This is a genomic window from Rhizorhabdus argentea (genome assembly GCF_037861105.1).
In the GTDB taxonomy this organism is placed as follows: Bacteria; Pseudomonadota; Alphaproteobacteria; order Sphingomonadales; family Sphingomonadaceae; genus Rhizorhabdus; species Rhizorhabdus argentea.
In genome coordinates this window covers 208,493-228,711 of record NZ_JBANFK010000006.1, presented here as the reverse complement: position 1 = coordinate 228,711, position 20,219 = coordinate 208,493, and the positions used below count along the sequence as shown (strand labels likewise).

19 protein-coding genes and 1 other RNA gene are annotated in these 20,219 nt (G+C 64.9%); 9 read left to right on the top strand and 11 right to left on the bottom strand.

Annotated elements, in window-relative coordinates; translation table 11 throughout:
• Nucleotides 1-52: 52 nt before the first annotated feature.
• From AAC645_RS08265 to AAC645_RS08255, 3 genes are all read right to left on the bottom strand, one after another.
• Complete coding sequence (locus tag AAC645_RS08265; RefSeq protein WP_340315172.1) at nucleotides 53-874, bottom strand: outer membrane protein; 822 nt, start codon at nucleotides 872-874, stop codon at nucleotides 53-55.
• 149 nt (nucleotides 875-1,023) lie between these two features.
• Nucleotides 1,024-2,535 (bottom strand): anthranilate synthase component I family protein, encoded by a 1,512-nt coding sequence (locus tag AAC645_RS08260; RefSeq protein ID WP_340315171.1) that lies wholly within the window; start codon nucleotides 2,533-2,535, stop codon nucleotides 1,024-1,026.
• Between the two features lie 10 nt (nucleotides 2,536-2,545).
• Nucleotides 2,546-4,483 (bottom strand): peptidylprolyl isomerase, encoded by a 1,938-nt coding sequence (locus AAC645_RS08255; protein WP_340315169.1) that lies wholly within the window; start codon nucleotides 4,481-4,483, stop codon nucleotides 2,546-2,548.
• A gap of 134 nt (nucleotides 4,484-4,617) precedes the next feature.
• On the opposite strand from AAC645_RS08255, the gene tpiA reads away from it, so the two are divergent.
• The 3 genes from tpiA to AAC645_RS08240 all read left to right on the top strand — a co-directional run bounded on the left by tpiA (nucleotide 4,618) and on the right by AAC645_RS08240 (nucleotide 7,605).
• A complete protein-coding gene (gene tpiA / locus AAC645_RS08250; protein WP_340315168.1) occupies nucleotides 4,618-5,367 on the top strand; it encodes a triose-phosphate isomerase in 750 nt (249 codons plus the stop codon).
• Between the two features lie 97 nt (nucleotides 5,368-5,464).
• Nucleotides 5,465-5,830, top strand: coding sequence for a preprotein translocase subunit SecG (secG, locus tag AAC645_RS08245; protein ID WP_340315167.1), 366 nt, complete (start codon nucleotides 5,465-5,467; stop codon nucleotides 5,828-5,830).
• Nucleotides 5,831-5,970: 140 nt separating this feature from the next.
• Nucleotides 5,971-7,605, top strand: coding sequence for a CTP synthase (locus tag AAC645_RS08240; protein WP_340315166.1), 1,635 nt, complete (start codon nucleotides 5,971-5,973; stop codon nucleotides 7,603-7,605).
• 162 nt (nucleotides 7,606-7,767) lie between these two features.
• Here the strand turns inward: AAC645_RS08240 and AAC645_RS08235 are convergent, their stop codons facing one another.
• Nucleotides 7,768-7,896: a hypothetical protein gene (locus AAC645_RS08235; protein ID WP_340315165.1), complete on the bottom strand. Its 129-nt coding sequence runs from the start codon at nucleotides 7,894-7,896 to the stop codon at nucleotides 7,768-7,770.
• A 457-nt stretch (nucleotides 7,897-8,353) separates the two neighbouring features.
• On the opposite strand from AAC645_RS08235, the gene proS reads away from it, so the two are divergent.
• The 3 genes from proS (at nucleotide 8,354) to AAC645_RS08220 (ending at nucleotide 11,703) form a co-directional block, all read left to right on the top strand.
• The gene (proS, locus tag AAC645_RS08230) at nucleotides 8,354-9,667 is read left to right on the top strand and encodes a proline--tRNA ligase (protein WP_340315164.1); all 1,314 of its coding nucleotides are present in this window, start codon (nucleotides 8,354-8,356) and stop codon (nucleotides 9,665-9,667) included.
• Nucleotides 9,668-9,788: 121 nt separating this feature from the next.
• Nucleotides 9,789-11,039 (top strand): lipoprotein-releasing ABC transporter permease subunit, encoded by a 1,251-nt coding sequence (locus AAC645_RS08225; RefSeq protein WP_340315162.1) that lies wholly within the window; start codon nucleotides 9,789-9,791, stop codon nucleotides 11,037-11,039.
• On the top strand, nucleotides 11,032-11,703 hold the full coding sequence (locus tag AAC645_RS08220) for an ABC transporter ATP-binding protein (RefSeq protein WP_340315161.1): 672 nt from the start codon (nucleotides 11,032-11,034) through the stop codon (nucleotides 11,701-11,703). The genes AAC645_RS08225 and AAC645_RS08220 overlap by 8 nt, the downstream gene beginning before the upstream one ends.
• A gap of 18 nt (nucleotides 11,704-11,721) precedes the next feature.
• Here the strand turns inward: AAC645_RS08220 and AAC645_RS08215 are convergent, their stop codons facing one another.
• From AAC645_RS08215 to mscL, 7 genes are all read right to left on the bottom strand, one after another.
• On the bottom strand, nucleotides 11,722-12,111 hold the full coding sequence (locus AAC645_RS08215; RefSeq protein ID WP_340315159.1) for a TadE/TadG family type IV pilus assembly protein: 390 nt from the start codon (nucleotides 12,109-12,111) through the stop codon (nucleotides 11,722-11,724).
• On the bottom strand, nucleotides 12,108-12,620 hold the full coding sequence (locus AAC645_RS08210) for a TadE/TadG family type IV pilus assembly protein (protein ID WP_340315158.1): 513 nt from the start codon (nucleotides 12,618-12,620) through the stop codon (nucleotides 12,108-12,110). Before AAC645_RS08210 ends, AAC645_RS08215 begins: the two co-directional genes overlap by 4 nt.
• Nucleotides 12,617-13,966 carry a pilus assembly protein TadG-related protein gene (locus AAC645_RS08205; RefSeq protein WP_340315156.1) on the bottom strand — a complete coding sequence of 450 codons (1,350 nt, stop codon included), beginning with the start codon at nucleotides 13,964-13,966 and terminating at the stop codon, nucleotides 12,617-12,619. The genes AAC645_RS08210 and AAC645_RS08205 overlap by 4 nt, the downstream gene beginning before the upstream one ends.
• Nucleotides 13,967-14,073: 107 nt before the next feature.
• Nucleotides 14,074-14,715, bottom strand: a complete 642-nt coding sequence (locus AAC645_RS08200; protein WP_340315154.1) for a glutathione binding-like protein — start codon at nucleotides 14,713-14,715, stop codon at nucleotides 14,074-14,076.
• A 267-nt stretch (nucleotides 14,716-14,982) separates the two neighbouring features.
• Entirely contained in the window at nucleotides 14,983-16,809 is a 1,827-nt protein-coding gene (locus AAC645_RS08195) for a DUF885 domain-containing protein (RefSeq protein ID WP_340315152.1), read from the bottom strand.
• Nucleotides 16,810-17,165: 356 nt separating this feature from the next.
• Nucleotides 17,166-17,506: a transfer-messenger RNA gene (ssrA, locus tag AAC645_RS08190) on the bottom strand.
• A 13-nt stretch (nucleotides 17,507-17,519) separates the two neighbouring features.
• Nucleotides 17,520-17,948, bottom strand: a complete 429-nt coding sequence (gene mscL / locus AAC645_RS08185; protein ID WP_340315151.1) for a large conductance mechanosensitive channel protein MscL — start codon at nucleotides 17,946-17,948, stop codon at nucleotides 17,520-17,522.
• 145 nt (nucleotides 17,949-18,093) lie between these two features.
• Between mscL and AAC645_RS08180 the strand changes: the two genes are divergently transcribed.
• The 3 genes from AAC645_RS08180 to AAC645_RS08170 all read left to right on the top strand — a co-directional run bounded on the left by AAC645_RS08180 (nucleotide 18,094) and on the right by AAC645_RS08170 (nucleotide 20,206).
• Nucleotides 18,094-18,687 carry a LemA family protein gene (locus tag AAC645_RS08180; protein ID WP_340315150.1) on the top strand — a complete coding sequence of 198 codons (594 nt, stop codon included), beginning with the start codon at nucleotides 18,094-18,096 and terminating at the stop codon, nucleotides 18,685-18,687.
• A gap of 65 nt (nucleotides 18,688-18,752) precedes the next feature.
• Complete coding sequence (locus AAC645_RS08175) at nucleotides 18,753-19,526, top strand: TPM domain-containing protein (RefSeq protein WP_340315148.1); 774 nt, start codon at nucleotides 18,753-18,755, stop codon at nucleotides 19,524-19,526.
• Nucleotides 19,526-20,206 (top strand): TPM domain-containing protein, encoded by a 681-nt coding sequence (locus AAC645_RS08170; protein ID WP_340315147.1) that lies wholly within the window; start codon nucleotides 19,526-19,528, stop codon nucleotides 20,204-20,206. Before AAC645_RS08175 ends, AAC645_RS08170 begins: the two co-directional genes overlap by 1 nt.
• The last annotated feature ends 13 nt before the right edge of the window (nucleotides 20,207-20,219 follow it).

Genomic DNA, 20,219 nt, shown 5'->3' with positions numbered 1-20,219 from the left:
AAACGGGTCGGATCGGGTGTACCCATCCGGCCCGTTCCTCCTTCTGCGCCGATCAGAAGCGGTAGCTGACCGTCGCCAGCAGCGAGTGATAGGCGAACTTGGTGAAGCCCCGCCGGAAGTCGGTTCCAGTCCCGCCGGTCGCCGTGAACGGGCCGCCCGAGGCGTTCACCGTGTATTTGTTGTTCTTCAGGACGGTGAACAGGTACAGCGCGCCGATCGAGAAGGGGCCGACCTTCTGCTCAATGCCGCCGCCATAATTGTAGCCCCACGCATCCTTCTTGCTGCCCGAGGTCGTGAAGGTGTTTACCGGGTCCGACGTCGAGAAGCTGTTCTCGATCTTGCCATAGGACAGGCCGCCGGTACCGTAGAGAAGCGTGCCGGTGCTGAAGGAATAACCGCCACGCGCACGGATCGCGCCGTTTTCCTTCAGCTTCGCCTTGATCTTGTAGACAGCCGGGGTCGTGCTGAACGCCGTGACACTGTCATAGAGATAGGCCTTGCCGCCTTCGATAACCGCGCCGACGACCGGACCGCTGGTCTCACCGAACTGGTAATCGAAGCCGGCATGCACCTTCCAGTTGGTGCCGTCATTGTCCTTCGAGCAACCGGTGGTCGGGCTGGAAGAAGTCGGGGAGCCGCCACAATAGCCGGGGCCGAAGTTCGGCAGGAAGGAATCGCCGAAATTGCCGTCCAGGTTGCGGTCGAAGGCAATCTGCTCGTCGCCATCGCGGGGTTGCCAAGCATAGCCCAACTGGCCGCCGACATAGAAGCCGGTCCAACTGGGAGAAGTAGTTGTCAGGTCCTGGGCCGACGCGGCGCTGGCGCCGAGCGCCGCCAGGCCAATAGCCGCCGTGGTCGTGAGGAGATTTCGCATTTGTACAAACCCTTTCTGCTGCCGAACGGCGAGGCGGAAACGGCCTTCATCTCAAATTGATCCATTGTTTCGGCTGGATAACGCGCAGTGGTGCACATTTGCCACGGTTTCTGTCGCCTGCATGAACCGTTTCGGCGCGATGCGACTTTTTACTGTCCGAATCCTGGCTCCGCCGCGCGGAGCAGCGCTTCTTCCGCGGCTGCGATAAGCGCGCCGGCTTTGGCTTCGCACTCGCGCTGCTCGTAGACCGGATCGCTGTCGGCCACGATTCCCGCGCCGGCCTGCACGTGCATGACCCCGTCCTTGACCACCGCGGTGCGCAGCACGATGCAGCTGTCCATCGATCCATCGGCCGAGAAATAGCCGACACCGCCCGCATAGGCGCCGCGCGTCTCGGGCTCCAGCTCGGCGATGATCTGGCAGGCGCGGACCTTCGGCGCGCCCGACACGGTGCCCGCGGGGAAGCCGGCGAACAGCGCGTCCAGCGCATCCTTGCGCGGATCGAGCCGGCCGACGACGTTCGAGACGATGTGCATGACGTGGCTGTAATGCTCGACCGTGTAGCTGTCTGTCACTTCAACGGTGCCGGCCAGAGCAACCCGCCCGACATCGTTGCGGCCTAGATCGAGCAGCATCAGATGTTCGGCACGTTCCTTGGGATCGCTCAACAGGCTCTCGCGATTGGCGACGTCCTCGACCGCGGTGCGGCCGCGCGGGCGGGTGCCGGCTATCGGCCGGATCGTCACCTCGCCATCACGCGCGCGTACCAGTATCTCGGGCGACGACCCGATCAGCGCAAAGCCCGGCAGATCGAGGAAATAGAGAAAGGGCGACGGATTGATCCGCCGCAGCGCGCGGTAGAGATCGATCGGCGGCAGCGGGAAGGGCACGGTGAAGCGCTGGGCAAGCACCACCTGAAAGATGTCGCCGGCCGCAATATAGTCCTTGGCCTTGAGCACCATGTCGCCGTAGGCGCCGGCGCCCATTTGCGGCATCAGGCCCGGCACACCCGGAGCGGCGTCGCACCGGTTGCGCGGGGGGAGCGGCCCGTCCAGCATCGCCGCATGCGCTTCGATCCGTTCTATGGCGCCCGCGAGCTTGGCTTCGGGCGTGCCCGCGCTGTCGGGCCACAGCGGCGCGACCATGAACAGCTGGTCGGCCAGCCTGTCGAAAATCAGGATCATCGTCGGCCGCGCGAACAGCATATCCGGCAGATCGAGCGGGTTGGCAGGCGGGCGCGGCAGCGCCTCGACCAGGCCGATCGTCTCATAGGCGAAATAGCCGACGAGGCAGGCTAGCGCGCGCGGCAGCCCTTCGGGGACGGTCATCCGGCATGCAGTGACCAGCGCGCGCATCGCGGTCAGCGCGTCGTCTGCGAGCGGCTCGAAGGCTTGCGCGTCGCTTGCCCAGTTACGGTTGATTTCCGCGCTGTTGCCACGGGCGCGGAACATCAGGTCAGGTGCGAGGCCCAGCAGCGAATAGCGCCCGCGGACCGCGCCACCCTCGACCGACTCGAGCAGGAAATCGCCGCGACCTGGACGAATGAGCTTGAGCGCGGCGGCGACCGGCGTATCGGTGTCGGCGACCTGGGTGCGCCAAACCAGTGCGGGCTCGCCGCGTGCGAGCGCCTCGAGCGCCGACTGGTCGTGCGTTTCCCCCATCTCTGCGGTCCTATTGCGCGCCGGCGAACTGGCGCTTGGCGGCGGCGATCACATCGGGGTGGCGCTTGACCTTCACGTCCTGCTCGACGGCCCGCATGAACTGCTCGCCCAGTTCGGGCGTATAGGAGCGGGCGAGATCCTGCCGGGTATTGTCGAGCAGGCCGGGCGCCGCCGAGAGGTTGCCGGGGATCACCTCGTCGAGCACCGTCACGAACAGCGCGCCGCCGCCCTTGTCGCCGGCCGACAGCTTGGCCTTGCCCTTCTGCAGCGTGAACAGGGACCGCACCGGCGCCGGAATCTCGGCGCCGTTCGCCTGTGCGCGGGCAAGGTCGACTTGGCTGGCGCGGGCGGGCTGGAGCGGTGGAAGCTTGACGCCGGTATCGGCGAACGCCTTGGCCAGCGGCACGCCGCTGTTGACCGCAGCAGCGACTCGTTCGCCGATCGCGCTCGCGCGCCGGGCGGCACGCTTGACGATGATATCACGCGCCACCGCATCGTGTACCTTGGCGAGAGGCAGCGGCGCAGGCGGGATTACCCGGGCAACGCTGAGCAGTGCATATTGCTGGTCGCGAACAATGGTCTCCACGGTCGGGCGATCCTCGGCCGCAGCTTCGAACCCCGTCTTAAGCAGCGGCCCCAGTTCCGGCGGCGCCTTCCAGCCAGGCTGGCCGAGCGGCTGGCCATTGGCCAGGACCGGCGGCGTATCGACCGCCACGAGCTTGTTGTTGGCGACGACCTCCGCGAAGCTCGCGCCATCGGCCACCGCATCTTCGATCTTGCCGCCCAGCTCCGACAGCGCCTCCTGAGTCTTCTGCTTTGTCAGCAGCGCCACGATTTCCGGCCGGACCTCCTGGAGCGAGCGAGCCGGGCTTCCGCTGATTGTCTCGACCCGGACCACATACCAGCCGAAGGCACCTTTCAGCGGGCCGACGGTGTCGCCCTTCGCCGCGGAGAAAGCCGCAGCCGCGATCGCCGTGCTCGACGCACCGGCATAATCGGCGCGGCTCTGGTTGTTCAGCGTAGAAGCTTCCAGGCCCGACTTCGCGGCAGCTGCGGCCAATGGCGTTCCGGCTTTCGCCGCGGCTGCGATCGTCCGCGCAACCGCTTCGTTGGGCGCGATGACCTGGCCGAGGGTGCGATTCTCATGGGCCGCGTAGTTTGCGGAGTTTTCCTGGTAATAGGTGGCGATCTCCCCTTCGGTCGGGGTCGCCTGCGTCACCACCTGTGCCGGGCCGAACAGGGCATAGCGCAGCACGCGCGCCTCTGGCGTTGTATAGGCGGCGATGTTGGCGCGATAGGCGGCTGCAATCTCGGCATCGCTCGGCTGGCGCGGATCGACCACCGCGGCAAAGGGGATGATGCCGACCGTGCCGATCCGCTGCTCGAGCAGCACAGCTGCATAGGGCCTGGCGACCGACGCTGGCGCAGGCGCCGCTGCGGCGACCGGCGCGAGGATCTGGCCGCGCATCAGATCGCTGGCGATGTCGATGCGCAGATCTTTCTCGCTGATCCGCGCCTGCGCGAGCACGCGCCGCATCGTGTTCTCGTCAAATTGGCCGGTGACGTCTCGAAATGCCGGATTACCCGCCAGCTCGGCGTCGATCAGCCGCTTGCCGATTGCGAAACCTTGCTCGCGGCCCCAGCTTTCGAGGGCGCGTATGCTGATCAGCGCGTCGGTGACACCCTCGAACCCGCCGCCGGCCACGAAGGCCTTCTGGTCGATGCCGGGCTGTTCGCGGCGGGCGTTATCGAACTGGTTCTGGACACGGCGCAGCAACTCGTCGGACTTGATCTTGGCGCCGCCCACCTCGGCGATGGTTGCCGTAGGCCCGGCCCCACCCAGCGAACCGGGCGTGCTGACGCCGGTGATGATGAAGGCGACCAGGATCAGCGCGAGCAGACCGAGGACGATCCAGGAGGAAAGCGCGCGGCGGAAAAAGGAGATCATCAAGCGTTCCGTCTGGGATCAGATAGCGATTGCGCTGCCATAGGGTCCAAAGCCGGTGACCGCAACGTCCGGGGCGGTTGCGGGAATCGAATGGTAAATCTAAGCCCGCGCCGAAAGCTGATCGAGGAACGACTATGGCATTGCGCAAGCTGGTGGCGGGAAACTGGAAGATGAACGGCTCGCTCGGCAGCCTCGTCGAGCTAGATGCGATCGCCGCCGCGGCCGCGGCGCAGCCCTCGGTCGATGTCGCGGTGTGCCCGCCGTTCACGCTGATCGCAGCGGCAGTCGCGCGGGCTCCCGCGCTTGCCGTCGGGGCGCAGGATTGCCACAGCGCTGCCAAGGGTGCGCACACCGGCTGTATCAGCGCTGCCATGCTTGTCGAGGCGGGGGCGAAACTTGTCATCGTCGGCCATAGCGAGCGCCGTGCCGACCAACAGGAAACCGATGCCGAGGTGCAGGCCAAGGCAAAAGCGGCCATCGCCGCCGGGCTGCTCGCAATCGTCTGCGTCGGCGAAACCGAGGCCGAGCGCGATGCCGGCCGCGCCATTGCGGTCGTCGAAGGCCAGCTCGATGGCTCGATTCCACGCGAGGGCACCGGGATCACACTCGTCGTGGCCTATGAACCGGTCTGGGCGATCGGCACCGGACGCACCCCCTCGACCGGAGACGTTGCCGAGATGCACGCTGCGATTCGGCGCCGCCTGGAGCTGCTGCTCGGCCACGAGGGCGCGAAGGTGCGGATCCTCTATGGCGGATCGGTGAAGCCCGACAATGCCCGGGAGCTGCTGGCGGTGGCCGATGTCGACGGCGCGCTGGTGGGTGGCGCGAGCCTGACCGCGGAACAGTTCGTGCCGATCATCGAAGGCGCGGCGGCGGCGTCCTGATCTTGTTGCGCCCGCGGAGACGGAGCGGGAGCAGGCAGGTTGAACCTTGTTCCCCGATCGACTAGATGCGCCGCAACCTTGAAATCGAAAGCGTCCGATGTTCACCTTTCTTCTCGTCGTCCACATCATCGTCGCGGCGGCGCTTGTCGCCGTTATCCTGATGCAGCGATCGGAAGGCGGCGGGCTCGCGTCGAGCGGCAATCCGGGCGGGCTGATGAGCGCGCGGGGAGCTGCCGATTTCCTGACGCGGATGACGGCGATCCTGGCGACGATCTTCGTCGTGCTCAGCATCGCGCTCGCAGCGCTGGCGACGGTCGAGCGCGCGCCGGCCAAGATCGACACCTCGCTGGTCGGCAAGACCGCGACGACCAGCCCCGCGCCGGCACCCGCCAGCGATGATCCGCTTGCGGCGGCTGCGGCGCAGGGCGGCGGCGCTCCTGCCAACGGCGCTGCTCCGCAATAATCGCCTGATATCAATGTTATCGGAAAGGCCCCTGCGGATCGCGGGGCGCCTTTCCCGTTGTTCGTCCGCACTATGATCGAAAAAAGATGGAGTTCCCCACCTTGCCCTTCGCCCTTTCGCAGCGCTAAAACCACATTCCCATGGCGCGGTTCATTTTCATCACCGGCGGCGTGGTCTCCTCGCTTGGCAAGGGCCTTATGGCGGCAAGCCTCGCTGCGCTCCTCCAGGCGCGCGGCTACAAGGTCCGCATCCGCAAATTCGATCCCTATCTGAACGTCGATCCGGGCACGATGTCGCCCTACCAGCATGGCGAGGTCTACGTTACCGACGATGGTGCGGAGACCGATCTCGATCTCGGTCATTACGAACGCTTCACCGGCGTGCCGAGCCGCCAGTCGGACAATGTCACCTCGGGCCGGATCTACCAGACGATCATCCAGAAGGAGCGGCGCGGCGACTATCTCGGCGCCACCGTCCAGGTGATCCCGCACGTGACCGACGCGATCAAGGAGTTCGCGCGCACCGATGTCGAGGATCTCGATTTCGTGCTGTGCGAGATCGGCGGTACGGTGGGCGACATCGAGTCACTGCCGTTCATGGAGGCAATCCGCCAGCTGCGGAACGATCTCGGCCGCGGCAACTCGATCTTCGTTCACCTGACGCTGGTGCCCTATATCGCGGCGGCGGGCGAGCTGAAGACCAAGCCGACTCAGCACAGCGTCCGCGATCTCACCTCGCTGGGCATCCAGCCCGACGTGCTGGTGTGCCGCTGCGATCGCCCGCTGCCCGAGAGCGAGCGCGCCAAGATCGCGCTGTTCTGTAATGTCGCCAAGGAAGCGGTGATTCCCGCGCTCGACGCGGCCAGCATCTATGGCGTGCCGCTGCAATATCATGCCGAAGGCCTCGACGACGCCGTGTTGGCAGCGTTCGGGATCGAAACACAGGGCGAGCCCGAACTGAGCCGCTGGACGGAGATTCTCGACCGCCTCGAAAACCCGGAGGGCGAAGTCACCATCGGCGTGGTCGGCAAATATGTCGGTCTGCTCGACGCCTATAAGTCGCTGCACGAGGCGCTGGTCCACGGCGGCATCGCCAATCGCGTGAAGGTCAATATCCGCTGGATCGACGCCGAACTGTTCGAGCAGAATAGCGGCGAGATCGCCGGCCACCTCGAGCCGATGAACGCCATCCTCGTGCCCGGCGGTTTCGGGGAGCGGGGTTCGGAGGGCAAGATCGCGGCGGTCCGCTTCGCACGTGAGCGCAAGGTGCCCTATTTCGGCATCTGCCTCGGCATGCAGATGGCGTGCATCGAGAGCGCCCGCAATACCGCAGGCATCCCGGACGCATCGACCACCGAGTTCGGCTCGACCACGGAGCCCGTCGTCGGCCTGATCACCGAATGGATGAGTGAAGCCGGACTCCAGAAGCGCGAGGAAGGCGGTGATATGGGCGGCACGATGCGGCTCGGCGCCTATGACGCGGTGCTGTCCGGCAACAGCCATGCCGCATCGATCTATGGTGCCACAGCGATTTCCGAGCGGCATCGCCATCGGTACGAAGTGAATGCCCATTATAAGGAGTCGCTCGAAAAGGGTGGCCTGGTATTCTCCGGCATGTCGCCGGATGGCGAACTGCCGGAGGTGATCGAACGGCCCGACCATCCTTGGTTTGTCGGCGTGCAGTTCCACCCGGAGCTCAAAAGCAAACCGTTCGATCCGCACCCCTTGTTCCGCAGCTTCATCGAAGCGGCGGTCAAGCAGAGCCGGTTGGTCTAGAAAACTTCAGCCTCAGTTCGTCATTCCCGCGGACGCGGGAATCCATAACCTCCGAACCTCAAGAGGTTGGGGCGTCAGAGAATATGGATCCCCGCATTCGCGAGGATGACGAAGAGGAGGGGTGCGATGAGAGTTGAGGCTCATGGTGGCGCTCGCGTCTGCCTATCCCGGCAACTCCGGCATCACCGGGTCGCTCGGTGCGCCTGGATCGGGATCGGCCGGCGAGGGCACCGGGATATCGATCGGCGTGTCTACCGGAAATTCTTCGGGCGAGGGGGGCTGGCTGGCCATGGGGGTACTCCTTCGGTAGGAGAACGCACCGATTGCTGCCGCTATCCGCTGCGCTGAAACAAGTTCAACGTGGGGGCGGACCGCCATGGCGCAGATATGGTGGCCTGAAACGGCAAGCGCCGGGATCGTTTCCGATCCCGGCGCCGCGTGACGATTATTCGCCAACCCCCAATTTCGGGCTCTACACTGCCACCCCTTTAAATGGCGGCGGAGCCTCGATTTTTTCCCCGAACCATGGCCATTTTGTTGCCTTATGTTCCGTGTCGCTTCTCCTACATCCGCCCCCCGACCTTGTCATTTGCTTTCAAGGGCGGTGGTCTCGAAAGACGGCGGGTGTGTTTAATCGGCAACAGGGACTGAGCGGTACCACCGCGAAAGGGTGGAACCGAATATGTTGCCCGCGCGGACGCCTCCGCATAGACAGCCCCCAACCTGATCCTAGCGAGTACCCAGTTTCATGCGCCTGTCCCGCCACTTCCTCCCCGTGATGAAGGAATCGCCCGCCGACGCGCAGATCGTCAGCCATAAGCTGATGCTGCGCGCGGGCATGGTCCGCCAGACTGCGGCGGGCATCTATGCATGGCTGCCGCTCGGCCATCGCGTGCTGCGCAAGATCGAGCAGATCGTCCGCGAGGAGCAGGACCGCGCCGGCGCGATCGAGCTGCTGATGCCGACGATCCAGTCCGCCGACCTGTGGCGCCAGTCGGGCCGCTACGACGATTATGGTGCGGAAATGCTGCGCATCAAGGATCGGCACGAGCGCGACATATTGTTCGGGCCGACCGCCGAGGAGGTGATCACCGCGATCTTCCGCGATGCCGCCAAAAGCTATCGGGATCTGCCGCGCACGCTCTACAACATACAGTGGAAGTTTCGCGACGAGGTCCGCCCGCGTTTCGGGGTGATGCGCGGTCGTGAGTTCCTGATGAAGGACGCCTACTCGTTCGATCTCGACATCGACGGCGCGCGCCACAGCTATAACCGGATGTTCGTCGCCTATCTGCGTACCTATAAGCGCATGGGCCTGGCGGCGATCCCGATGCAGGCCGATACTGGCCCGATCGGCGGCGATCTCAGCCATGAGTTCATCGTCCTCGCGCCGACCGGCGAGAGCGAAGTTTTTTATCATAGCAACTGGGAGGCGGAGCGCTCGCTCGATGTCGATGCCGATGACGCGCAGGCGCTGCAGGCGTTCGTCGGCGGCCTCACCGCAGACTATGCCGCGACCGACGAGAAGCGGGATCTGCCGCGCGAAGCCGAGGCCGGTGCGGCGCTCAAGCAATCGCGCGGCATCGAGGTCGGCCATATCTTCTTTTTCGGCACCAAATATTCGGCGGCGATGGGATTGAGCGTCCAGGGCCCCGATGGCGTACCCGTCGTGCCGCAAATGGGCAGCTATGGCATCGGCGTATCGCGGCTGGTGGGCGCGATCATCGAAGCCAACCATGACGACGCCGGAATCATCTGGCCCGATTCGGTCGCGCCCTACGCGGTCGGACTCATCAATATGCGCGCCGACGATGCCCGCTGCACGGCGGCGGCCGACGATCTCTATGCCAGGCTGCAGGCGGCGGGGGTCGAAACGCTCTACGACGACCGCGACGAGCGTGGCGGCGCCAAGTTTGCGACGATAGACCTCATCGGCCTGCCCTGGCAGATCGTGATCGGACCCAAGGGGCTCGACAAGGGCGTCGTCGAGCTCAAGCGCCGCGCTACCGGCGAGAAGGTCGAGCTGTCGGTCGAGGACGCACTGGCGAGGGTGGCGGGTTGAGGCTGGCAATATTCGTCACCCCAGCGAAGGCTGGGGTCTCAGGCGAGGTTCGCGACATCCAGTCCGTCCCTGCCGCACGAGATCCCAGCGTCCGCTGGGATGACGACCTGTCGGGGTCGTCATGATCCTCAACCGCTACGAGCGCATGATCGCCCGGCGCTACCTGCTGCCGGGGCGCGGCGAGGCATTCATCTTCCTGGTGGCGTCGATCAGCCTGGTCGCCGTGGCGCTCGGCGTCGCGGCGCTGATCATCGTGATGAGCGTGATGAACGGCTTCCGCGCCGAGCTGTTCGACAAGATCGTCGGGCTCAACGGCCATGCGGTGATCCAGGGCTATGACGGCAAGCTGCCCGATTGGCGCCGCATCGCTGCGGATGCGCGCAAGCTTCCCGGCGTCACCTCGGCGACGCCGCTGATCGAGCAGCCGCTGATGGCGACCTATTCGGGCCGCGTCGAGGGCGTGCTGGTCCGCGGCATGACGGTCGAGGATATCCGCCGCAATAAGGTGATGCAGGGCAAGGTGGTGCGCGGCTCGCTCAACGCGCTGGAACCCGGATCGAGCAAGATCGCGATCGGGGCGCGGCTTGCCGAGCAGCTCGGCGCCGATCTCGGCAGCCAGATCAGCCTGATCAGCCCACAGGGGCAGACCACGCCGTTCGGTACGGTGCCGCGCATCGTCTCCTATCAGGTCGCGGCGATCTTCGAGGTCGGCGTCTATGACTATGACAAGGCCTTCGTGGTGATGCCGATGTCCGACGCGCAGACCCTGCTGATGCTCGGCGATGCGGTGGGTATGGTCGAGATCCAGACCGTCGATGCGGACAGGGTCGGCGAGATCATCGCGCCGCTCAAGCCGGAGATTGCGATGCAGGGCGAGATCCGCGACTGGCGCGATCTCAACGCCTCGCTGTTCGAGGCGCTGGCGGTGGAGCGCGTCACCATGTTCGTGGTGCTGTCACTGATCATCCTGGTCGCGGTGTTCAACATATTGTCGTCGCTGATCATGCTGGTGCGCGCCAAGCGGCGCGACATCGCGATCCTGCGGACGATGGGCGCATCGCGCGCCGCGCTGATGAAGATCTTCATGACGGTCGGTATCGTGATCGGCGTACTCGGCACCGGCACCGGCATCATCCTCGGCTCGGTATTCCTGTTCTATCGCCAGGCCGTGGTCAATTTCGTGCAGCTGCTGACCGGCCAGAATCTGTGGGACCCGTCGATCCGCTTCCTGACCGAGCTGCCCGCCAAGAGCGATCCGGTCGAGGTAGGTGCGATCATCGTCATGGCGCTGGGCTTCAGCTTCCTGTCGACGCTCTATCCGGCGTGGAAGGCGGCGAGCACCGATCCGGTCGAGGTGCTGCGCTATGAGTGACGTGCTCGAGGTAACTGGCCTCACCCGCACCTTCCACCAGGCCGATGTCGCCATCGAGGTGCTGCGGCAGGTCGATCTGTCGATTGCGCCCGGCGAGATCGTGGCGCTTCTCGGTCCCTCGGGTTCGGGCAAGTCGACGCTGCTCCAGGCCGTGGGGCTGCTCGAAGGCGGTTTCGAGGGGTCGATCCGTATTGCGGGCGAGGAAGCCGCCAAGGCCGACGCGGCCGGCCGCACCCGCATCCGCCGCGACCGGCTTGGTTTCGTCTACCAGTTTCACCATCTGCTGCCGGACTTCACCGCGGTCGAGAATGTCGTGCTGCCGCAGCTTATCCACGGCGTGGAAATGCACCCGGCGCGCGACCGGGCCGAGAGCCTGCTGTCATCGCTCGGTCTCGCCAGGCGGCTGACCCATCGTCCGTCGCAGCTGTCGGGCGGCGAGCAGCAGCGCGTCGCGGTGGCGCGGGCGCTGGCCAACCGGCCGGCGCTGGTGCTCGCCGACGAGCCCACCGGCAATCTCGACGAGGCGACCGCCGATGTGGTGTTCGCCGAGTTCCTGCGCCTCGTCCGCCATGAGGGTTCGGCGGCACTGGTGGCGACGCATAACGAGCGGCTGGCAGCGCGGATGGACCGGGTGGTGCGGCTGCACGAGGGGCGGCTTAGCTGACGGCCGGCCGAAGTGGTCTCAGGGAAAGCAGGCGGTCGACGTCAATGGCACGTTGATCGCCTGGACGCCGGTGCTCATCACGAAGGTCAGCGATCCGGTGACGACATGCCCGCACGCGGCAGTGCTCGCGGTGAAGGTCGGCGCGGGCGTCGAGGCCCCCATGAACTGGGTACGCGTGTAGGCGGCGGTCTTCGTGTCGTCACTGCACGCGCTGAGCCCCAGCGCCGAACAGCGCGCCCCCGCCTCGACCGCATAATGCATGCCCGCGACGGTGAAGCCGAGCAGCGCCAGATATATCCCGCCGATGATCAGCATCAGGAATGCCGGAAGCACCAGCGCGGTCTCCACGATGGTCGCGCCGCTCCGGTTGTGGCGAAGCCTGCGCAGCACTTGCACAATCCTGATCATTGCAACCTCATCATCGCCGTCGACGTGATCGATGTCGGCAAGGTGCTGGCGACGCTGATGCCCCCGAATAGCGGAGTGAAGGTGAATTTGGCGATGACCTTCACATAATCTCCAGGCTGGTCGGTGGGGCTGCCGACCGACGAGCAATTGGCGGGCTTGGTGGAGACCGCGCTCACCAGCGCCAGAACGCCGCTGCTGTTCACGCAATAATAGCCTTCGGAAGGCGATCCGCTTTGCAGGGTCACGGCGGTTCCCAGTGATGTCGATTGCACCGCCGTAGTGACGTCTGTCGTCAGCGTCGGACAGTTCGTGGTTGCCGGGAGCTTGCTGACGTCACAGCTGTTCCATGCTGCCTGTGCGCCCATGCGGGCGGCATTCTCCATCTGCATGCGCTGGACATAGAATCTCGCCACATCGGTGCAATTGAGCATCACGAACATCAGCGTCCCCGCGACCAGCGCGAACTCGATCGCGGCGACTCCGCGCTCGTCGCGCGCGAGCGTCGTCATGACACGAGCTTGCCGCGCGACGGCAGGTTGCTCGTAGGCATGGTCAGCCCGGCGGTGCTGCACTCGCCCCGCGACAGGATGCTGCCGGTGCCGTTGATCAGCAGATTGTCGACCACCAGCACAAAGCAGGATTTGCCATTGGACGACTTGTTGACCGCCCCGCTGAAGGTCACGCTGGAATGCGGCAGGTAGACCAGGCCGGTAATATCCCACGTCGGGCTGTTGCCTGCGGCCGAGATGTCGACACCGGAGGTGAGTTTCGGGTCCTGGTAGATCGCTATGCCGGACCAGACCCCCGAGGTCGGCGCGGTGATGTCGATCGTACCGCCTCCGGTTGGCGCGTGGCTGTAGCTATTGGTGCCGGTGAAAATGATGGTCGCGCTGGCGCCGCTGGCGGTCTTGATCGTGTTGCCGTTGGTGTCGAGGTCGCCATTCTCGATGATGATCACGGTATTCGCGCCGGTAAGCGTCACGTCGCCCAAGAGCTGCGTCGAGCCACAAAAGCGCTGCAAGGTCCAAGACTTGTTCCCGGCCGAGATCGTATTGTCGGGCCCACTCTTCTTGGTAGGCACGGGTGGTGCGCATGCGCTGGGGTTCGGCGGGATGTTCGAGCTCAACCCGCTATAAGGGTCGCTTGCCGTCGGCACGTTGGCGGTCTGCGCGTTGCCGCAGCCCGAGCTCGATCCGTGCGCGTCGCCATAATCGGCGTTGAGGTCGTGACCGTTGCAGAGAAGGTCCGTGTTGGACATGACGCTGCAGCCGGTGAGGTCGGCCTTCGGCGCGCCATTTGCGCGGATGCCAGGGCTCGTGCCGCTCGATGCCAGGGCGAGTACGCAATAGCTTCGGGGGCTGGTGGCCTGGGAGGCGACCGCGACGGCCTGCAGCTGCTGCGCCAGCTGGCTGCCGTTGACGGTAGCATTGCCCTGGAAGCCGACGACCTGCGCCAGCATGAGCGGAAGCTTCCGGGTGATCGTCACGCTGTAGCAGCCGGTGCCCCCGCTCGGGCAGCTCGCGCTGTTGCTGGCGGTGACGACAGTGTCGGCGACGCCATCCTGAAAGCCATATTGGGCGGTAACCGCCTTCGCTTCGGTGGCGTAGCCAGCCGTGGCGTTCGACGCGGCCGCGACCACCGCCGCATCCGCCGCGTTCTGCATCGCGCGTTTGGTCTGATACCAGTTGGCGCCTTCGAAGGCCAAACCCCCCAACCCCAACATCGTGGGCAGCGCCAGCGCGGTGAGAATCAAGACATTGCCGCGCTGGTCGAGGCGCACCGAACGCAGCCAGCACATCAAGGTGCTGGGGCGAAGCTTGCCCGGCATCTGTCGGAACCAAGACCTGGTGCTCATCCGGCCCCGCATAGGCGGTGGTGGTAAAGATCGCGTGAATCGGCGGATGCTGGCAGGCGAGCGGGGAAAACCAGCGAAGGGTGTGGATCAAGCCACTCGATCCGGGTCTAAGCTGCGTCCTTGATCCGATCGAACACCGCATAGGCGCGTGTCGTCGCGGGGCGGGTGGCGATGGCTTCGAACCAGCGCTTGAGATGGGGGAAGTCGTCGAGGTCCTGGTTCTGCCGCTCATGGGGCACGATCCAGGGATAGATCGCCATGTCGGCGATCGAATACGCCTCGCCGGCCACGAAGGCGCGATCGGCGAGCCGCTTGTCGAGCACTCCATAGAGACGCGCCGTCTCCTTCACATAGCGCTCGATAGCATAGGGAATCTTCTCGGGGGCGAAGGTGCCGAAGTGATGATTCTGCCCGGCCATCGGGCCGAGCCCGCCCACCTGCCAGAACAGCCATTGCAGCACCTCGGCGCGGCCAGCGAGGTCGGCGGGCAGGAAACGCCCCGTCTTCTCGGCAAGATAGAGCAGGATCGCACCCGATTCGAACAGCGACAGCGGGGCCCCGCCGCCTGCCGGGTCGTCGTCGACGATCGCCGGAATACGATTGTTCGGAGAGATTTTCAGGAAGTCGGGAGCGAACTGCTCGCCCTTGGAGATGTCGATCGGATGCGCCCGGTAATCGAGCCCCGCCTCCTCGAGGAAGAGGGTGATCTTGTGCCCATTGGGCGTCCCCCAATAATAGAGATCGATCATCCTGCTGCTCCTCGTCCCGAACTGATGTTACAGATCGGTACGTGCAAAGGAAGAGTCAAGCGAAAACCCTCTCCCCGTGGGGGGCTACGCCATTCCCGCCCCCCTTTTGTTCGTCATCGCGGACTTGATCCGGGATCCCGCTGCCTTCGCGTGCCTCGATAGCTGCCGGGCGGGAAGAGAAGCGAGATCCCGGATCAAGTCCGGGAATGACGTTGTTTTCGGAGGAGAGCCCCTCTCCCCGCAGGGGAAAGAGTTGCTAGCGCGACCCTACGCACGCGCCAGCGCGCGCGCCTCGACGACATTCTCCAGGATCGTCAGCGGCAACGCGCCTTCGAGCAGCACCTGGTGGAACTCGCGAATATCGAACTTCGCGCCCTGGATCGCCTTGGCCCGCTCGCGCGCCTTGACCCAGCTCATATGGCCGATCTTGTAGCTGCAGGCCTGGCCCGGCCAGACGCAATAGCGGTCGACCTCGCGCTGGGTGCGCGGGCGGGCGAAGCCGGTCGCCTCGACCATATAGTCGGTGGCCTGCTCGCGGCTCCAGCGCTTGAAGTGAATGCCGGTGTCGGTGACGAGCCGCACAGCACGGAACAGGAAGCTCTGGAGGAAGCCGGCGCGGCCGATCGGATCGCCCTCATAGACGCCCAATTCGTCGGCGAGCTGCTCCGAATAGAGCGCCCAGCCCTCGACATAGGCGCCGAACGGCGCGTCCTTGCGCAGCATCGGCAGGTCCTTCGCCTCCTGCGCCAGGCTGATCTGGAGGTGATGGCCGGGAACGCCCTCATGATAGGTCAGGCTCGGCAGGCCGTAGCGAGGCCAGTCGGCGGTATCCTTGAGGTTGATATAGTAGATCGCGCCGCGCGAGCCATCGAGCGCCGCCGAGTTGTAATAGCCGTTGGGCGCGCCGTCCTGGATGAACGGCGGCACCCGCTTCACCTCTAGCTTGGCTTGCGGAAGCGTTGCGAAAGCCTGGGGCAGCTTGGCCTCGATCACCTTCACCAGCCCGTTGATATAGTCGATCAACGCGGTGCGACCGGCGTCGGTGTTGGGGAAGAGCTGCTTCGGATCATGGTTGAGCGCGGTCAGCCGTTCGCCGATCGAACCCTTGGTCATGCCCTGGCTCTTCAGGATCGCATCGATCTGCGACGAGATGTCCGCGACCTGCTCGCGGCCGAGAGCATGGACTTCCTCGGGTGTCAGCTTGGTCGTCGTCGCATTCATCAGCGCGTCGGCATAATATTCGTCGCCCTTCGGCAGCCGCCAAACTCCGGCGTCATGCGTAGCCGCCTTGCGCAGCCCGGCGACGAGCGCGATCTGGCGGTCGAGTGCCGGAAACACCTCGCTGACCACGATCTTCTCGGCCATCGCACCATAGTCGCCGGCGATGTTCTTCTGCTTCGTCCGGCGGACAACCGACTCGACCATCACGGTGTTCGCGGCGGGCGTATCGCGCAGCGCCTTGAGCTGTGCCATGGTCAGGTCGAGGGCAAAGTCCGGCGCGAAAGCACCGTAGCGGACATCCTCCTGCTGGAAGCGCGTATTCTCGTCGAGCACCCGAGCGAACTCGCGAAGCCGCGCGACATAGGCGTCAGCATCGGGCCTGGTTTCGATCACATGCTGAGAGTCGAGGAAATCGGGGACCTGCGAGTAGGGGCCGGTCAGCTGGCTGATCGCATAAGGCTCATAATAGCCTTCGGTGCTGCCAAAGGCATATTTGCTGCCGCCCTTGGTGATCTGCTCGTAGATGTAGACGATGACGTCGTAATTGAGCTGCGCCTTGGACGACAGCGCGGCGCGGTCCAGGCTGCGGAGCTGGGCCAGTGCGGCCTTGTTGCGGGCGAGGCTGCTGGCTTCGGTGGCCTTGCTATAGCCGTCGAGCTTGCTCTTGGCGGCAGCGCGCGCACCCTTGTCGAGGCCGAGGCCGGTCGCCAGTTCGGGATCATGGTCGAGCTTCTGCTCCCACAGCGCAGCGGCGAGTGCGGAGAGCTTCTGGTCGGCGGCATTGCCCGAAATCGCGGCAGCCTCGACGAGCCTCGGCACCGCGCCGGCAAGCAGGGCCAGACCGGCCGAGCCGATAAATTGACGTCTATCCATGAAGATTATCTCCCGAACGGGCCATGGCCGGGAGATTATCCGCAGATTTCAACGGCGCAAGACTGTATTATACGGAATACACAGTTGTTTTTAGGCCCTCAAACGCCGGGCGCAGGACATCCGTCCTGCTTGGCTTCCTCGCTATCGCTCGGACGCGCTGCACGCGCTTGTCTCTTCGAATCTCGCGAATGCGCCAAGCAGACCAGCGTCAGAGCCCCGCAGGGCTCCGCAAGGCCAAAGGCCGCCCGAGCTTATTGCGAGGAAGCCAAGCGAGGCGGATGCCTCGCGCCCGGCGTTTGAGGGCAAAAATCTAACGAAGTGGGGAGCTTCTGTTGCCCGGTGCTCCCCGAACCGCTGGATTCCGCTTCTGTTGCCCGGTGCGGACCGAACCGCGCTAAGCCTTAGTAACTTTGTCCGTGAGGACTAGGTTACGCGGCGATCGCGAGTGCCTCGTTATCGTTAGCACTTGTAGGTTCGAACGGTTTAACGGCTCATTCAGGCCGGGCAAAAACATCGCCTTTGAATACACGTCGATCCTAGTTCGGCCCCGTCAGGAACCCCGTTGCCGGGCCTTCTGGTGGAGCCGCCGGGTACCGCCCCCGGGTCCGCTGCATCTATTTCGCGACATCGTTTATCACCATAGCCGGGCGAACCCGGCAGCACCCATATAGGGGCGTGTCGCGGATATTTGAAGCCTTCCCGTGCGCGGATCAGCCCTTCCTTTTCAGTTCCGCCAATATCTCCCGCAAAAGCACCACATCCTCAGCGGGCGCCGCGGGTGCCTCCTCCTGCTTCCGCTGGAGCCGTTGCACGGCGCGCACCGCCAGGAACACGATGAACGCCACGATCAGGAAGTTGACGGTAACGGTGATGAACTGGCCGAAGCCGAGCAGCGGTACGCCGGCTTTCTTGAGATCCGCATAGCTGGTGAGAGAACCCGCGAAACCGGCGGGGATCGCGCCGAGCCGGATGAAATGGCTGGAAAAATCGAGGCCGCCGGTGAGATAGCCGATCACCGGCATGATGAGGTCGTCGGTCAGCGAGGTGATGATGCGTCCGAACGCCGCGCCGATGATGACCGCCACCGCCAGGTCGACGACATTGCCCTTGTTGATGAAGGCCTTGAAATCGTTGAGCATGTCAGGCTCTCCTTATGCGTTTTGAGGCAGCTTGGCCGTGATGCGATCATCACCCTCGTGCAATAAAGGTCAAGCCGGGCATTGAACTCCTCCGCGTCGGCAATACGTAGCTCGCTGATATAGTCGGTTCAGGGAAGACCAGCAGATGAGCATCGATCGTCGTTTCTCCGCCGCCCTGCTTGCTCCGGTCGCCGCGATTGCGGTCAGCGGCTGCGGCATCAACAGCGTGCCGGCCGCGCAGGAGGAAGCGAAGGCGAAGTGGGCCGATGTCCAGACCCAATATCAGCGCCGCGCCGATCTCATCCCCAACCTCGTCAACACAGTGAAGGGCTATGCGGCGCAGGAGAAGTCGGTGCTCACCGACGTCACCAACGCCCGCGCCCGAGCGACCAGCATCCAGCTGTCGGGCGCCGATTTGCAGGATCCAGCCAAGGTGAAGGCTTTCGCCGATGCCCAGGCACAGCTCAGCGGCTCGCTGGGCCGGCTGCTCGCCGTGTCGGAGGCCTATCCCGAGCTCAAGTCGAGCGATCAGTTCCTGGCGCTGCAGAGCCAGATCGAAGGCACGGAAAACCGCATCTCGATCGCTCGCCGCGATTATAACGAAGCGGTGCGCAGCTATAACACGCTGATCCGCACCTTCCCGACCGCGATCGGCGCCAAGGTCTTCCATGGCGCCCAGCCGCTGCAGCCATTCGAGGCCAGCGCCGGTGCCGCCAACGCGCCGACTGTCAGCTTTTGAGATCTGAGACGGTGGCGCGAGCAGCTTCTTTCCCCCTTCCCTTGAAGGGGAAGGGGATTGTCTGGATGCTAGTGGCGCTCCTCGCTGTCCTCGCCGCGCCCGCCTTCGCGCAGACCTTTCCCGCGCTCACCGGCCGGGTCGTCGATAACGCCCATCTTCTCCAACCCGATCAGGCTGCCGCGCTCGATGCGAAGCTCGCGCAGCTGGAACAGCAGAGCGGGCGGCAGATGGTGGTCGCGACGATCCCGGACCTGCAGGGCTATCCGATCGAGGATTATGGCTATCAGCTCGGCCGCAAATGGGGACTCGGCGACAAGAAGGCCAATGACGGGCTGCTCCTCCTAGTCGCGCCCAACGAGCGCAAGGTTCGGATCGAGGTCGGCTATGGCCTGGAACCGATCGTCACCGATGCGCTGTCGAGCGTGATCATCCAGCACAACATCCTGCCCAGGTTTCGCGCCCAGGACATGGCCGGCGGCATCATTGCCGGCAGCGACGCGCTGATCGGCCTGCTCCAGCTTCCCCCCGACCAGGCGCGTGCGCAGGCGGCCAAGATCGTCGCGGACGACCGCCAGCGGCAGGAAAGCGGCCCGCCGATCTCGCTGATCTTCTGGATCATAGTGCTGCTCTTCATCTTCGGATCGAGCATCGCCAATCGTTTCGGCGGCGGTCGTCGCTATCGCCGCGGCGGCGGCCCGGTCATCCTATGGGGTCCTGGCTGGGGCGGCGGAGGCGGCGGCGGCTGGGGTGGGAGTTCCGGCGGTGGCTGGGGCGGCGGTGGCGGCTTTTCGGGCGGCGGCGGTTCGTTCGGCGGCGGCGGATCGTCGGGGAGCTGGTGATGCAGAATATCATCAGCATCGACGAACAAGACATCGAGCTCGTCACGCAGGCCGTCACCGAGGCGGAAAGCCGTTCGGATGCCGAGATCGCGACGATCGTCGCCGAGCGTTCGGACAGCTATAACGATGTGCCGCTGATCTGGGCAGCGCTGGTCGCGTTGCTTGCGCTGGCCGTCTATGCCGCCTTCCCCGATGTCTATATCGGCCTGATCGACCGGTTGAGCGGGGGCTGGCATATCTGGACGCCGCGCGAGCTGCTGACCGTGATGGTCTTCGCCGTGACGATCAAGTTCCTGTTCACCCGCTTCGTCATCGGCTGGTGGCCGCTGCGCATGGTCTTCACGCCGGGCAAGACCAAGACGCGGCGCGTCCGCAACCGGGCGATAGCGCTGTTCAAAGCCTCGACAGAGCGGCGCACCCGCAGCCGTACCGGCGTGCTGATCTATCTGTCGATCGCCGAGCATCGTGCCGAGATCGTGGCCGACGAGGCGATCGTCGCGAAGGTGGCGCCCGAAGCCTGGGGCGCGGCGATGGCGCTGCTGGTCGATCATCTCAAGGAAGGTTTGCCAGGCGAGGGAATGGCCGCCGCCGTCAGCGCGATCGGCGGCGTTCTGGCCGAGCATTTCCCGCATAGCGGCAACGACCCCGACGAGATGCCGAACCGGATGATCTATCTGTGACGACCCCGGTCGA